Below are 14,735 nucleotides of genomic sequence, written 5' to 3'. Positions count from 1 at the left end.
GGGCGTCTAGGTAAGATTTCGAAATTTGCGGCGATGATTTGATATGGTTACCTTAAACCAGCACTCGCCACTGAGTTATTTTTAGACGGGGAAGAATGATGTCGGGTTTTGTGGCCTTCAAGTCAATTGTCGATCCATCGGACTGTGATTTTCTGGGGCATATGAACGTGTCCAAGTATTTTGCGGCATGTTCGGATTCCGTTTTTGCGTTGCAGGCAGAGTTGGGGCTGACGTCCGAAGACATGCGGTCAGGAAGAAAGCTATCCTTTGCGGTGGTCCATGCAGAAAGCAATTTCCTTGCGGAATTGAGTGCCGGCGAGGCGATCCAAATGGAAAGCGAAATCCTGAAAGTAGGAACGAAGTCCATGACTTTCAGCCACAAATTAGTTCGAGTGATGGACGGTGAAACGACATTTTCGACGGTTTTCAAATGCGTCTTGCTCAACCTGCAGACAAGGCGCGCCGAAGCTATTCCTCAGGACGTTATCGAACGCTCGGCAAAGTGGCTGGCAAAGAGCGAAGATTAACGCACCGCCTCAATCGGCCCCTCTGCGCTCCCGCTGATGAACTGCTCTACATAAGGATCACCCGATGCATCCATCTGCCCAACGGGGCCGGTCCACTGGATCACGCCTCCGTGCAGCATGGCGACGTTGTCGGCAATCGCGCGGACCGAGCTCATGTCGTGTGTGATGGTCATCGCGGTGGCGCCCATCTCGGTCACGATCTCGCGGATCAGGTCATTGATGACAACGGACATGATCGGGTCGAGGCCGGTGGTGGGTTCGTCGAAAAAGATGATCTCGGGCTCGGCGGCGATGGCGCGTGCAAGACCCACGCGTTTTTGCATCCCGCCTGACAACTCGGCCGGAAAGCGGTCGGCCACGTCGGATTTCAGACCCACGCGGCGCAGTTTTTCGATGGCGATTTCGCGCGCTTCCTCGGTTGGGCGCTTCAACGATCCGCGCAGCAGGCGGAAGGCGACGTTCTGCCAGACGGTCAGTGAATCAAACAGCGCCGCGCCCTGAAACAACATCCCGAACCGGGCCAGAAACGCATCTCGGTCGCCCTTGCTGGCATCTTTGCCGTCCACATAGATCATGCCGCTGTTGGGTTTGATCAGGCCCAGAATGCATTTCAGGGCGACCGATTTTCCGGTGCCCGATCCGCCGATGATAACCATCGAGGTGCCCTTGGGGATCTCAAGGTTCATGCCTTGCAGCACGTGGTTGTCACCGAAGGCCTTATGTACGTTCTCCATCCGGATCATAGCGAGAAGAATACCCCCGTGAGAACGAAGTTTGCGGCCAGGATCAGCACCGCTGCGGCCTCGACCGAGCCCTTGGTGGCGCGGCCCACGCCTTGTGCGCCGCGGCCGGAATTCATGCCGTAGTAACAGCCCATGATCGCCGCGATCAGGCCAAAGGCCGCGCCTTTGACCAGCGACGAGACGATGTCACGGGTTTCAAGGAAATCGACCGTGTTTTTCAGATAGGCGGCCGGGTTGAAGCCCAGATTTTGCGTGGCGACGGTGTAGCCGCCGGCAATTCCGATGATGTCACCCACGGCCACCAAAGCAGGCACTGTGATCAGGGCGGCCAGAACGCGCGGGACGGTGAGGTATTTCATCGGATGCGTGGACAGCGTGACCAGCGCGTCGATCTGTTCGGTCACTTTCATCGTGGCGATCTCGGCCGCGATCGAGGATGTCACGCGCGCCGCGATCATCAACCCGACCAGAACCGGGCCAAGTTCGCGCACCATACCGATGGCCACGATCTGCGGCACCACGGCTTCGGCGTTGAAACGCGCGCCGCCGGCGTAGATCTGCAATGCCAGCGCACCGCCGGTGAAAATCGCGGTCAGGCCGACGACCGGCAGGGACAGCCAGCCGATGTTCAGCAGGGCCATGCCAAATTCGCGCGGATAGAAGGGGGGGCGCAGAATGTGCGAAATCGCATCAAGCGCGAACAATGCCACCCGGCCAAAGGCCGCAAGCAGGCTCAGAACCGTGCGGCCCAGACCTCCGAGCGCGGTGAGCGGATTCATTCCACATAGCCCCGCGAATAGCGATTGCCCATAGATGTGAGGATTTCATAGCCAATTGTCCCGGCAGCTTCGGCCAGGTCATCGACGGTCTGATGGCCATTCAGGATACGCAGGCGTTCCGGGTCTTTGGGCAGGTCGGTGACATCCACCGTGATCAGGTCCATCGAGATACGGCCAACAACCGGGCAGGGCTGATTGCCGGCGAAGGCGTCGATGCCGCCCCCGATGGCGCGATGCAGGCCGTCCGCATACCCGGCCGCGACGGTGGCGATACGGGACGGCCGGCGCGCCACCCAACTGTTGCCGTAACCAACGGTTTCGCCCACGGCCAATCTGCGCACCTGAATGACAGGCAGATCGACGGTGACAACGGGTTTGGCATCCGCAAAGGGCAAGCCGCCATACAGGCCGATGCCCGGGCGGCAGAAATCGAAATGGAACTCGGGCCCCAAAAGCATACCGCCGGTCGCAGCCAAAGAACGCGGCGCGGCGATGCCGTCGGTCATCTCGCGGAAGGTTTTGAGCTGCTGCCGGTTCATCGGATGGTCCGGCTCGTCCGAGCAGGCCAGATGAGACATGACAACGGCTGGGTTCAGGGCCTCGGCCCTTTGGCGTAGTTCGGCCCAGTCGGCGGGTTCCAGCCCCAGCCGGTTCATGCCACTGTCCAGCTGAATGCCAAAGGGATGGTCGGGCAGGGCCTCCATATGGCGCTGATACTGCTCGCCCGAGTTGATCAGCGGCGTCAGGTCGTTGGCGCGCAGAAGGTCTGTGTCGCCCTCCATATGGCCGGAAAAGACTCCGATCATCGGGCCGGGGCCGACCGCATTGCGGACAGCGGCGCCTTCTTCTGCGGCCGCCACAAAAAACTTGCGAACGCCTTCCTCGGCCAGCGTATCGCTGACGGGCCCGGCACCCAGCCCATAGGCATCGGCCTTGACCACGGCGCCGGTTTCGACCCCGGTTTTCGCGTCGAGCGCCCGCCAATTCCTGGCGAGCGCCTGAAGATTGATCGTCAAACGTGCAGTACTCATGGCACTGTTCATGACATTGCGCCGTCCAAGGTCAAGAGGGAATGGCGCATTTACCTGTCGGTTTATGTTGGTGTTTGGTCTGTTGTTACGGAAAACACCATAAAACCAGAAGAAATGGCAGCATTCCGCCATGGTTGCATGTTTTGGGGATTGTTTTCACGTCAACGTTAAAGCGATCCTGGGAACCGGATCGTTCGGTTCCGGCAAAGACCGGGCGCAACGTCAACTCATGAGGGAGCCATGGATTTTTCTACCGGTTTGACCCGGAACCCGTCAGAGATCATCCGTCTTTTCGCCGACGTTTTTTCCGCATCGGAAGGGCCAGAGGAGGGGGCGGCAATAGGTGCATTCGTACGTGAATTGCTCAACAGCACGCCGCCTGAAGATATCCTGGTGTGCACGGCTCAACAGGATCATGAGCTGCTTGGCTGTGCCATCTTTTCCCGGATGACGTTTTCGCAGGATACGCGCAATGTGTTCATCCTGTCGCCGATGGCCGTGCAAACGGGCAGGCAAAAAACAGGTATTGGACAGGCGCTGATTTCCGATGGTCTGGATCGCTTGCGAACGGCAGGTGTGGATGTGGCACTGACCTATGGCGACCCGGCCTATTATTGCAAAACGGGTTTTGTGCAGATCACCGAGGATACTGCCCAGCCACCGCTGAAACTAAGCCATCCGCACGGCTGGTTGGGACAGGCGCTGGACGGTTTTGACCTGAAACCGCTGAAAGGCCCGTCGCGATGCGTTTCCGCGCTGAACAATCCATTGCTGTGGTAGGCGGGATCGGTTTATTCGCTTTGGTCGATGGCCTTGGTTCCACAGCCTAGAACAGGGCCTGATCTATGATCGCCTTGCTGTTCCGGACATGTCGGGCCACCAGCTTTTTCTGCCGCCTGCCGCTGGGGATGTAAAAGGCAGGGTCCATATCCTTATTGCAGTCGAGACCCGGAAAAATCTGCAACAGCTCGTGCAACGCTTCGGGCGGAAGGGATTTGAGGGCTTCGGGGCCGGTGAACAGGCTTTCACTTGGCGCGCCTTCGGCAAAAAGAACCACGTGACGGTCACAGACAACGTGATGATAAACCACCTGCGTCGCATCGTAATCCACGTAAACGCCCGGCAGGTCTGTCAGCCGGATGGCCGAGACCAAAACGTCTCTTGTGTCGAACATGCGCTGCGCGATGTCCGATCGGACCAGCATTCGGTGCTGTCGCGAAACCGTCAGGTCTCGGCGGGGCAGGCCGTGCCCCAGGGCGCCGGCCGTAATGCGGACTGGGCGCAGTTCGGGTGATTTCAACAGATCGGCCTGGCGCAATGACCGGGACAGAACAAGCCGAACGGTGGCCGCGCTGCCTTCGGTCGTCATCACTTTGTCACCGGGGCGGATATCCTGAACGCTGATTTCGCCACGGTCCGTCAGGATCAGGGTGTCCGAAACAAAACAGGGGGCGCCGGGGCTGGGATTGGGATCCTCAACAAAGTTCACTCCGTCCTTCGATGACAGAGACGCGGTATCGTCCGTGCCGTTGCTGCCGATCTGGGTCGAGGTCTGGCCGCTGGCCGGTCCCTGTGTCGCAGTAACCTGCGAGTCAAAGGATACAAAGCTGAGAACCGAACCATTGTCCGAAAGTGAGACCGCCCCAAACCGGTTGATGCGCGCCGAAATCACGTAATAGTCGAACCCGCCCACGGTGGTCATCGTTCCGTTGTCGACATCCGTCGAACTGCGCACCGAGCCATTGGGGTTGTAAACATCGACCTGCAAGCCGGTGACGTCGGTTCCGGTCGGAACCCGGATTTCAATGAAATCTCCGTCCGGAGCAAAGTTCGGGCCGTTGCGATATCTTATTTCCGATATGATCGCGGGCAAATCAGTGGGTCTCCGGGCGGGTTTGGCGCGTTGGGTTGAACGTCACCGTCACGTTAACACCGGGCAGGAAAAACACCAAAGGGCTTGGCGTTTCATATCTGGGGCAGGTGTTCTGTCCGCGATCAATAACCCTCGATTTCACCACCCTGTTGCCAGGGCTTGACCAGATTGCCAAAGCGGGTGAATTGGGCTTCGAACGACAACTCGACCGTACCGATGGGTCCGTGACGCTGTTTGCCGACAATGACTTCAGCCTTGCCGTGCAGACGTTCCATCGCCTGCTTCCACTCTTCCATCTTTTCCAGTTCGTGATCACCGGGCTTTTCGCGCTCTTTGTAGTATTCCTCGCGGAACACAAACATCACAACGTCGGCGTCCTGCTCGATCGAGCCGGATTCGCGCAGGTCGGACAGCTGCGGGCGCTTGTCGTCGCGGTTTTCCACCTGGCGCGACAGCTGTGAAAGAGCAATGACCGGGATGTTCAGTTCCTTGGCGATGGCTTTCATGCCCATCGAAATCTCGGCGATTTCGTTCACCCGGTTGTCGGCCATGCCGCGGCAGAGCTGTAGATAGTCGATGACCAGCAAGTCCAGCCCGTGCGTTCGTTTCAACCGACGTGCACGGGCGGCAAGTTGCGAGATCGGCAAGGCAGGGGTGTCGTCAATAAACAGGGGACACGCCTCAAGCTCTTTGGCCGCATCCACAAATCGACGGAACTCGGCCTCGGTCATGTCGCCCTGACGGATTTTGTGGCTGGAGATCTCCGAGGCTTCCGCCAGAACCCGGCCCGCAAGCTGTTCCGCACTCATCTCGAGTGAGAAGAAGCCAACAACACCGCCATCGACCGCGCCTTCGCTGCCGTCGGGCTTTGTGCCACGCTTGTAGGCCTTGGCAACGTTGAAGGCGATGTTGGTCGCCAGCGAGGTTTTACCCATGGATGGCCGCCCGGCCAGAATGATCAGGTCGGACGGGTGCAAGCCACCCAATTGCTTGTCCAGATCGGCCAGACCGGTGGAAATCCCGGCCATGCCGCCGCCGCGTTGGTAGGCCTCGTTGGTGACGTTGACGGCTTCGGTAACTGCCTTGAGGAAGGACTGAAAGCCTTGCTCGGTCTGGCCCTGCTCGGACAGCTGATACAGCTGCTGCTCGGCCTCGACGATCTGTTCTTTCGGCTCGCTCGAGACATCGACCCGCGCCGCCTTGTCCGAGATGTCGCGGCCCAGCCGGATCAGCTCGCGCCGGATGGCAAGGTCATAGATCATCTGGGCATAGTCGTGCACCGCGAATGCACTGATCGAAGCGCCGGCCAGTTTGACCAGATAGGCGGGACCGCCCAGTTCCTTCAGGCCCTCATCCTCGGCCATGAATGATTTGAGCGTCACGGGCGAGGCGAGCGCATTCTTTGCAATACGGGCCGAGGCCACCTCGTAGATACGGGCATGGACCGGATCATAGAAATGTTCAGCCCCGATGATCGAGGCGACCCGGTCGTACAGGTCGTTATTGGTCAGGATCGCACCCAGAAGCTGTTGTTCGGCCTCAATGGAATGCGGCATGGTTTCGGCGTTCTGAATCCGTGCCGCTGCCTGCTCGATACTGCTGATCTCGTTCATTTTGTCCCCGCTGCCCGTTCCGAGGTTCTACACGCGAAACGTCACCGCAAGCTATCTGGAAATACCTGTGACTAACTTGGGGTAAAGCCTAGGGATAACTTTCCAGACCGCTTGGATGCCTGCATATGCATCGCTTATTATGTAGGAATTGTCGGAAAAGTCACCACATATCGTGGCGACCTGCCCGATTCTTTCGGGTTTATCCCCAATCCTTCCACAATAGGTTTACGCTGGTTTATTGGCCTCTTGCCATCCGCGCGGGTCGTTCAGGAAAGCTTCGACACCCTCAAGTGTTTCCTGATCAAAGGCTTTCTGTGCCTTGGCCTCGGCCAGAACATCCCACCATGTGCAGAGCGAGTGCAGCTTGACGCCATGATCACCCAGCGTTTTCTCGGTCTCGGGGAAGATGCCGTAGTAGAAGATGACGGCGGTGTGCCCGCAGGTGGCACCGGTTTCGCGGATCGCATCGACAAAGGACAGTTTCGAGCCGCCATCAGTGGTCAGGTCTTCAACCAGCAACACACGCTCACCTTCGCTCATCGCCCCCTCGATTCGGGCGTTGCGGCCATAGCCCTTGGGTTTCTTGCGCACGTAGGTCATGGGCAGAGCCATGCGCTCGGCGACCATGGCGGCAAAGGGGATGCCCGCCGTTTCCCCGCCTGCGATGTTGTCGAATGCCTCAAAGCCAGCCTCCCGCATTACCGTGACGGTCAGGAAATCCATCAGGGTCGAGCGGATGCGCGGGTACGAGATCAGTTTGCGGCAGTCGATATAGGTCGGGCTGGGCAGCCCGCTGGCCAGCGTGAACGGTTCCCGCGAGTTGAAATGCACGGCCTTGATCTCCAGCAGCATCCGTGCAGTCAGGCGGGCGATTTCGGTGCTGTCGGGAAAAGAACTGGGGATCATGGCGCAAACCTCGGGGCTGAAAACACGTTGCGGGCTGATAGCCCGACCCTTGGGCCGGAGTCGAGAGGGATTGGACAAAAGAAAAGCGGACCCCCAAGAGGTCCGCTTTTGCCCATACGGGCGATGGGCAGCCAAGGTGGGCTTAACTGCTCATGTCATAGGCCCGCTCGCCATGTACCGAGAGGTCGAGGCCATTTGTCTCGGTCTCGGCGTCTACGCGAAGTGGCGTGATCTGTGCAACCAGTTTGACCAACACAAACGTGACAACTGCCGTAAAGGAACCCACGATAACGAGCCCGCCCAACTGAGCGGTCCAGGTTCCAAGGCCAAACAGGGCGATCATGAGCGTGCCGAATATACCGCCGACACCATGCACGGCGAAGACATCCAGCGTGTCGTCGATATTCAGCTTGTTGCGCACGATGCTGACGGCTTCCTGACACAGAACACCGGCCACTGCGCCAATGATCAGGGCCTGAACCGGACCGACGAAACCCGATGCAGGTGTGATCGAGGCCAGACCCGCGATTGTGCCGGTGACCAGACCGACCATCGAGGCCTTGCCAAAGCGGATACGCTCCCACAGGGCCCAGCTTAGCGATGCCGTAGCCGCGGACAGGTGCGTGACGGTCAGGGCCATCGCCGCTCCGCCATCGGCGGCCAGTTGCGAACCACCGTTGAAACCGAACCAGCCGACCCACAGCATTGCGGCGCCGACCATGACATAACCGGGGTTGTGCGGCGGAGTGGTGCGGTTGCGACGCGGCCCGAGGATGATCGCAACAATCAGCGCTGCCAGACCAGCGGTTTCATGCACCACGATGCCGCCTGCAAAGTCGCGCACACCGATCTCGCCCAGAATGCCGCCATCAGCCAGCATCCCGCCACCCCAGATCCAGTGCACCACGGGCGCATAGCACAGCAGCATCCACAGCGCCGAGAAAGTCAGGACAAAGCCAAAGCCCACACGTTCGACATAGGCGCCCACGATCAACGCCGGGGTGATGATGGCAAAGGTCATCTGGAAGGCGAAGAACAGGATCTCGGGCAGGGTTCCTGCAAGGCTGTCCACATCGACGCCGTTGAGAAAGGCCTTGCCCAAACCACCCCAAAGCCCGCTTTCACCGGGTCCGAACGCGATGGAATACCCCGCGACCAGCCACAGGACGCTCATCAAACAGGCAATGGCAAAGCAATGCATGAAAACGCTGAGGACATTTCGGGCACGCACGAGCCCGCCATAGAACAGGGCGAGGCCTGGCAATGTCATGAAAAGGACCAACGCGGTTGCTACGATGATCCAGGCTGTATCGGCTCCGTTCATGGGCCATTCTCCCTTCCGAATGAGTGCGCGGATCCGTGGAAACTGGGCACGGATCGGCGCTGCGTGAGCGGTGTGGGCTGTTTCAAGCCACCGTCGGTTGGAGAAAAAAGAGGCAAAGCGAAAAAAAGTGCCTGTTTTGGCAGCCTTTTTTCAACTGACTTCAAAAGAAGCGGTTTTTTTGGCCATGTGCTGAAAGTTTAGGCGCCTGCGGAAAGGGCCGTGTACAGCAGGGTCAAGGCGTGGTCACGCGCCGCGCGCCGCACGGCATTGCGACCGGGTGCGCCGAATTCAACGGTGTCAACATGCGTCGGCTGTCCCTTGACGGCCAAGCCGAAACACACGCGCCCTTCGGGTTTGAATTCGGACCCGCCCGGCCCGGCAATTCCCGTGATCGAGACGGCAAGTTGAGCCAGTGAGTTGCGCAGCGCGCCATCTGCCATTTCACGGGCCACCTGTTCGGAAACCGCACCGTGCGCGTTCAGCGTTTCGGCCCGAACGCCCAGCATGTCCTGTTTGGCCTCGTTGGTGTAGGTGACGAAACCCCGATCTACGACCGCAGAGCTGCCGGGAATATCGGTCAGGGCCGCAGCGACCATGCCGCCGGTGCAGCTTTCAGCGGTGGCGATCATCACACCCTGCGCCTTGGCGCGGTCCAGCAGGTCTGTCACGTTCATAACCCCAGAACTCCGTGTGCGATACCTGCCAGAACCATCACTCCGATGGCTGCAAATATACCTGCGATCACGTCATCCAGCATCACGCCCATCGGATCGCCGCGGCGATCAGCCCAGCCGACAGGGCCGGGTTTGGTGATGTCGAACAGACGAAACAGAATGAACCCAGCAACCCAGCCGGGCCAGAGCGCTGTAATGTCGATTCCATGCGCCCAGGACGGATAGGAAATCGCCCAAAGCGCGATGAACTGGCCTGCGACCTCATCGATGACGATTTCGGACGGGTCGTGGTCATCCTGACCCACGGTCATCACGCTTGTGGCCCAGAGGCCGCCGACAAAAACCGCAACCGTTGCGACGGCCAGCAACGGGAAACCACCCATTGTGTGCAATACCCAGGCCATCGGCAGGGCCACCAGGGATCCCCAAGTGCCCGGGGCAGGGCGCAAATAGCCAACGCCACCGACAGTCCCGATTATCTGTGCCGCGTTCATGCTTTCACCAGACATGCCGTGGCCAAAGAGGCGATGCCCTCGCTGCGGCCGGTGAAGCCCAGACGCTCGGACGTTGTCGCCTTGACCGAAACCTGATCTGCACGCAGGTCCATGATTTCAGACATTTTTTCTCGCATGGCTGGTGCATGAGGGCCAATCTTTGGATATTCGCAGACCAGCGTGCAATCGACGTTCGAGATACGGTATCCCATCTGCCCCGCCAGCTCGACCGCGTGGCGCAGGAAAATCTCGCTGGCGGCACCTTTCCATTGCGGATCCGAAGGCGGGAAATGTTGCCCGATATCCCCCTGCGCCAGTGCGCCATAGATCGCATCGGTGACCGCGTGCATTCCGACATCGGCATCCGAATGGCCTTGCAGTCCGCGGTCATGCGGCACTTTCACACCGCAAAGGATCACATGATCCCCATCGCCAAAACGGTGCACATCGTACCCGTTGCCCAGCCTTACATCCATTTCCGTTCCCATTATGCGTTCCGCCCGGGCAAAATCCTCGGGTCGGGTGATTTTCAGATTGTCCGCATCGCCCGGTATGATGCAGACATCAAGGCCGGCGGCGCGGGCCACCTCGACATCATCCGCAGCGCCGCCCGGATGGGCGGCGTGGGCGGCGGTGATGGTGTCATAGTGAAACCCCTGCGGAGTTTGCGCGGCGAACAGGTTGCTGCGATCCTGCGTTCCGGTCACGGCCTGTTCATGCCCAACCCACAGCGCATCGGTCACCGCCAGCCCGGGCGCCGCCGCCGGACATGTTTCCAGGGCGTTCAGAACGTCGGTGATGATGCGGGGTGTGACGCAAGGCCTTGCAACGTCGTGGATCAAAACGCGCTGTACGTTCCGGTCGGCCAGTGCAGCCAATCCATTGCGCACCGATCCCGCGCGATCCGTTCCCCCCGCAGCCAGGATCAGCTCGGTTTCACGGAATTCTTCCCATGCGGCGCTGTCTTCGTCGGACAACACCAGAACAATGTGATCCACCTGTCCGCGAAAGCGCTCGATCGTCCAATCGGCCACCCGCCGGCCCGCAAGGCTGCGCCATTGCTTTGGCACGCCACCCCCGGCGCGCGACCCGCGACCGGCGGCAACTATGATGGCGGCAGTTGTCATATGTGCGCGCTCTCCTCGTGATGGGCATTGTTTAGGCGGCGGTGAATGCAGAGGCAATCACCCATGGTTATGTGATTAATAATTAGGCAAATGATGATTTTGCGGGCTTGCTGCATGCCGATTTGTTGTTCATATGCGCAGAAACCGATATCAAAACCACAACTGCCCAAGGATTAAGCACGTTGACACTGCACCTTGCCGACAAGGAAATAGCACCGCCTGTTTTGCTGGCCCCCATGGCCGGAATCACCGACCGCCCGTTTCGCGATCTGGTGATGCGTTTCGGTGCGGGTATGGTCGTCAGCGAAATGGTCGCCAGTCAAGAGATGGTACAGGCCAAGCCCGGCGTGCGGGAACGGGCGGAACTGTCCGCGGATGTGGAAAACACCGCCGTGCAACTGGCCGGGCGCGAGGCCCATTGGATGGCCGAGGCGGCCCGTCAGGTGGCCGACCGTGGCGCGCGGGTGATCGACATCAACATGGGGTGCCCCGCCAAGAAGGTAACAAACGGTTATTCCGGCTCGGCCCTACTGAAAACGCCGGACCACGCGCTGGCACTGATCGAGGCCGTTGTGGGCGCGGTCGATCTGCCGGTGACGCTGAAAACCCGGCTGGGATGGGACGATAGTCTGTTGAACGCGCCCGACGTGGCACGCCGCGCTCAGGACGCGGGTATTCAGATGGTCACGATCCATGGCCGCACACGCTGTCAGTTCTACAAGGGTCACGCCGATTGGCAGGCGATCCGGGCGGTGAAAGAGGCCGTATCGATCCCGGTCATCGCGAACGGAGACATCGTGGACACTGACGCCGCCCGAACCGCGTTGCGCCAATCCGGCGCGGATGGGGTGATGGTCGGTCGTGGCGCCCAGGGCAAGCCTTGGGTTTTGGCGCAAATCTGTCACGACCTGTACGGGGCCGAGGCGCCCGAGATTCCGACCGGTCATGATCTGGTTGATATGGTTTGCGCGCATTATCAGTCGATGCTGGATTTCTATGGCGCTGATCTGGGTCTGCGTGTCGCCCGCAAGCACTTGGGATGGTACATGGACGAAGCCGCAACGCCTGCGCCCTTGCGCCGGGCGGTCCTGACGTCACGTGATCCGGCGGAAGTTCTGCGCCTGTTGGCAGATGCGCTCAGCGACACGGACGAGGTGGCGGCATGAATTCCGATGCCAGCATCTGGAACTCGCTGCCGGTTCCGGCGTTCATTATTGATGAACAGGATCGGATATCCGATGTGAATGCTGCGGGTGAGGGGTTTCTGAACGCGTCGCGCAAATCGGTGATCGGCCATCCGGTGTGGGATCAGATCGCCGTGGACGCGCCGTTGGAAGAGGCGTTCGAGCGCGCCCGCTGGCAGGGCACGCCATTGTTCGTGAATGATGTGGATGTGGGGTCGGGTAGCCGAGCGCCGCTGCAATGCGCGTTGCAGATTGCGCCTTTGGTCGGGCATCCGGGCTCTATGATCATGATCATATCGCCTCGTGAACTGGCAGGTCGGATGACGCGCGGGAATACCGTCAAATCCGCGGCACAATCCGCCATCGGTATGGCAGAAATGCTGGCGCACGAGATCAAGAATCCGCTGGCCGGGATCACCGGTGCGGCGCAGTTGCTCAGCATGAATATACCGCCGCAAGATCTTGAACTGACTGACCTTATTGTTGCCGAAAGCCGCCGGATCGTGAAGTTGCTGGAACAGGTCGAGCAATTCGGGAACCTTCAGAAACCTGACTTCAAGCCGGTCAACATCCACGATGTGCTGGATCGCGCAAGACGGTCGGCATTGTTGGGATTTGGCGCTGACATGACGATCGTCGAAGACTATGACCCGTCGCTGCCGCTGGCTTACGGAGACCCGGATCAGATTCTGCAGGTGATCCTGAATCTGCTCAGGAACGCGTCCGAAGCGGCAGGACCGCAGGGCGGAACGATCCGCCTGCGGACCTATTTCGAACACTCCTTCCGGTTGCGTCGCAGTGACGGGTCAGGGCATTCGCTGCCCTTGCAGATCGAGATCATCGATGATGGTCCGGGCCTGCCAGAAGACATCCGCGGCGATATTTTTGATCCCTTCGTATCCGGCAAGGAAAACGGCACCGGCCTGGGGTTGGCGCTGGTCAGCAAGATCATCTCGGACCATGACGGCTGGATTTCGGCCGAATCCGTGCCCGGGCGAACGGTATTCAAACTGTCGCTGCGCCGCGCGCCGCGAGACGCAATCGAGGACAAGAAGGAGAGCACCTGATGGATGGCACCGTATTGGTCGCGGACGACGATCGCACGATCCGCACTGTACTGACACAGGCCCTCACGCGTGCCGGGTGCAAGGTGCATGCGACCTCATCACTGACCACGTTGATGCGCTGGGTCGGCGAGGGAAAAGGGGACGTGGTGATTTCCGACGTGGTCATGCCCGATGGAAACGGTCTTGAGATGCTGCCGAAGATTGCCGAAGACCGCCCCGGTTTGCCGGTGATCGTGATTTCCGCACAAAACACCATCATGACGGCGATTCAGGCGACAGAGGCGGACGCGTACGATTATCTGCCAAAACCCTTCGACCTGCCGGATCTGATGAAACGGACGGCGCGGGCGCTGGATCAGAAGCAACGCGCCCAGCCAGAGCCGGCCGTGGGCACAAGCGAGCGCCCAGAAGAGCTGCCTCTGGTCGGGCGAACACCGGTTATGCAGGCCCTTTACCGGCTGGTCGCCCGGGTGATGAACACGGATCTCTCGGTCATGATCTCCGGTGAAAGCGGCACGGGCAAGTCACTGATTGCGCGAGCCATTCACGATTTTTCCGACCGTCGAACCTTGCCTTTTGTCACTGTCACCGCTGCCGAACTGCGCGATCTGGAAGGCCCGGCCCGTGTTATAGCGCGGGTTCGCGGCGGCACGCTGTTGATAGACGAAATCGCAGATATCGAAGATGAGGTTCAGGCGCGCATCGTCCGCATGATGGATACACCGGGCGATCACGTTCCTCGTTTCATGGCCACCAGCCAATCAGACCTGACCGAAGGGATGGAGAACGGGCGCATCCGTCAGGACCTTTATTATCGCTTGTGCGGGGCGACGATCCACGTTCCATCACTGCGTGAAAGGGTGGATGACATTCCGCTGCTGGCCGAGCATTTCCTGGCGCGGGAAGAGCGGGAAAACGGCACCAAGCGCTGGCTCAGCCCCGAGGCGGTGGAACTGGTGCGGCGCTATTCCTGGCCCGGGAACGTGCGGCAACTGGAAAATGCCGTGCGCCGGTTGGGTCTGACCAGCCGTGCTGATGAAATCACCAAAGCCGAAGTGGAAACGGTGCTTGGCAGCCAGCCAGAGGCGGAACCGGTCCTGAGCGGCGGTGAGCGCGAAAAGCTTTCGACCTCGGTCGAGCGGCATCTGCGGAGGTATTTTGACCTGCACGGCAACATTCTGCCGCCCCCGGGCCTGTATCAACGCATATTGCGGGAAGTTGAGGCCCCACTGATCGAAATCGCGTTGGATGCAACTGGCGGAAATCAGGCGAAATGTGCCGATTTGCTGGGAATCAACCGAAATACGTTGCGAAAAAAGATTACGGATCTCGATATTCAGGTGACACGTCGACGCAAACTGATGTAATATCGCCACACAAACCGTGGCATCCC

15 protein-coding genes are annotated in these 14,735 nt (G+C 59.7%); 5 read left to right on the top strand and 10 right to left on the bottom strand.

Features of this window, described 5'->3' with window-relative positions:
- Positions 1 to 95 precede the first annotated feature (95 nt).
- Positions 96 to 527: an acyl-CoA thioesterase gene (locus tag GS620_RS04050; protein WP_371809768.1), complete on the top strand. Its 432-nt coding sequence runs from the start codon at positions 96 to 98 to the stop codon at positions 525 to 527.
- Here GS620_RS04050 and GS620_RS04045 read toward each other — a convergent pair.
- From GS620_RS04045 to alr, 3 genes are read right to left on the bottom strand one after another with little or no spacing between them, the layout of a single operon-like run.
- Positions 524 to 1,270 carry an ABC transporter ATP-binding protein gene (locus GS620_RS04045; RefSeq protein WP_171614189.1) on the bottom strand — a complete coding sequence of 249 codons (747 nt, stop codon included), beginning with the start codon at positions 1,268 to 1,270 and terminating at the stop codon, positions 524 to 526. The two genes, GS620_RS04050 and GS620_RS04045, sit on opposite strands and share 4 nt — an antisense overlap.
- Positions 1,267 to 2,049 carry an ABC transporter permease gene (locus GS620_RS04040; protein WP_171614187.1) on the bottom strand — a complete coding sequence of 261 codons (783 nt, stop codon included), beginning with the start codon at positions 2,047 to 2,049 and terminating at the stop codon, positions 1,267 to 1,269. The genes GS620_RS04045 and GS620_RS04040 overlap by 4 nt, the downstream gene beginning before the upstream one ends.
- Positions 2,046 to 3,080: an alanine racemase gene (gene alr, locus GS620_RS04035; protein ID WP_171614185.1), complete on the bottom strand. Its 1,035-nt coding sequence runs from the start codon at positions 3,078 to 3,080 to the stop codon at positions 2,046 to 2,048. Before alr ends, GS620_RS04040 begins: the two co-directional genes overlap by 4 nt.
- 240 nt (positions 3,081 to 3,320) lie before the next feature.
- Here alr and GS620_RS04030 point away from each other — a divergent pair, with 240 nt between their 5' ends.
- Positions 3,321 to 3,860, top strand: a complete 540-nt coding sequence (locus GS620_RS04030) for a GNAT family N-acetyltransferase (RefSeq protein WP_171614183.1) — start codon at positions 3,321 to 3,323, stop codon at positions 3,858 to 3,860.
- Between the two features lie 46 nt (positions 3,861 to 3,906).
- On the opposite strand, the gene GS620_RS04025 is transcribed toward GS620_RS04030, so the two are convergent.
- The 7 genes from GS620_RS04025 to GS620_RS03995 all read right to left on the bottom strand — a co-directional run bounded on the left by GS620_RS04025 (position 3,907) and on the right by GS620_RS03995 (position 11,091).
- Positions 3,907 to 4,953 (bottom strand): Hint domain-containing protein, encoded by a 1,047-nt coding sequence (locus GS620_RS04025; RefSeq protein ID WP_171614181.1) that lies wholly within the window; start codon positions 4,951 to 4,953, stop codon positions 3,907 to 3,909.
- 122 nt (positions 4,954 to 5,075) lie between these two features.
- The gene (locus tag GS620_RS04020; RefSeq protein ID WP_171115634.1) at positions 5,076 to 6,566 is read right to left on the bottom strand and encodes a replicative DNA helicase; all 1,491 of its coding nucleotides are present in this window, start codon (positions 6,564 to 6,566) and stop codon (positions 5,076 to 5,078) included.
- Between the two features lie 225 nt (positions 6,567 to 6,791).
- A complete protein-coding gene (locus tag GS620_RS04015; RefSeq protein WP_171115637.1) occupies positions 6,792 to 7,472 on the bottom strand; it encodes an orotate phosphoribosyltransferase in 681 nt (226 codons plus the stop codon).
- Between the two features lie 142 nt (positions 7,473 to 7,614).
- Entirely contained in the window at positions 7,615 to 8,796 is a 1,182-nt protein-coding gene (locus GS620_RS04010) for an ammonium transporter (RefSeq protein ID WP_171167865.1), read from the bottom strand.
- Between the two features lie 197 nt (positions 8,797 to 8,993).
- Complete coding sequence (locus GS620_RS04005; protein ID WP_171614179.1) at positions 8,994 to 9,470, bottom strand: CinA family protein; 477 nt, start codon at positions 9,468 to 9,470, stop codon at positions 8,994 to 8,996.
- The gene (locus GS620_RS04000) at positions 9,467 to 9,964 is read right to left on the bottom strand and encodes a phosphatidylglycerophosphatase A (protein WP_171614177.1); all 498 of its coding nucleotides are present in this window, start codon (positions 9,962 to 9,964) and stop codon (positions 9,467 to 9,469) included. The genes GS620_RS04005 and GS620_RS04000 overlap by 4 nt, the downstream gene beginning before the upstream one ends.
- The gene (locus GS620_RS03995; RefSeq protein ID WP_171614175.1) at positions 9,961 to 11,091 is read right to left on the bottom strand and encodes a bifunctional 2-C-methyl-D-erythritol 4-phosphate cytidylyltransferase/2-C-methyl-D-erythritol 2,4-cyclodiphosphate synthase; all 1,131 of its coding nucleotides are present in this window, start codon (positions 11,089 to 11,091) and stop codon (positions 9,961 to 9,963) included. Before GS620_RS03995 ends, GS620_RS04000 begins: the two co-directional genes overlap by 4 nt.
- A gap of 182 nt (positions 11,092 to 11,273) precedes the next feature.
- On the opposite strand from GS620_RS03995, the gene dusB reads away from it, so the two are divergent.
- From dusB to GS620_RS03980, 3 genes are read left to right on the top strand one after another with little or no spacing between them, the layout of a single operon-like run.
- Positions 11,274 to 12,257 carry a tRNA dihydrouridine synthase DusB gene (dusB, locus tag GS620_RS03990; protein ID WP_256369202.1) on the top strand — a complete coding sequence of 328 codons (984 nt, stop codon included), beginning with the start codon at positions 11,274 to 11,276 and terminating at the stop codon, positions 12,255 to 12,257.
- Positions 12,254 to 13,342 (top strand): nitrogen regulation protein NR(II), encoded by a 1,089-nt coding sequence (locus GS620_RS03985; protein ID WP_152458153.1) that lies wholly within the window; start codon positions 12,254 to 12,256, stop codon positions 13,340 to 13,342. The genes dusB and GS620_RS03985 overlap by 4 nt, the downstream gene beginning before the upstream one ends.
- Positions 13,342 to 14,709: a response regulator gene (locus GS620_RS03980; protein WP_171614171.1), complete on the top strand. Its 1,368-nt coding sequence runs from the start codon at positions 13,342 to 13,344 to the stop codon at positions 14,707 to 14,709. The genes GS620_RS03985 and GS620_RS03980 overlap by 1 nt, the downstream gene beginning before the upstream one ends.
- Positions 14,710 to 14,735 lie beyond the last annotated feature (26 nt).

This window comes from Ruegeria sp. HKCCD6428, assembly GCF_013110595.1.
Classification (GTDB): domain Bacteria; phylum Pseudomonadota; class Alphaproteobacteria; order Rhodobacterales; family Rhodobacteraceae; genus Ruegeria.
The sequence above is the reverse complement of the archived record's forward strand: the minus strand, read 5'-3'. Positions and strand labels throughout refer to the sequence as shown.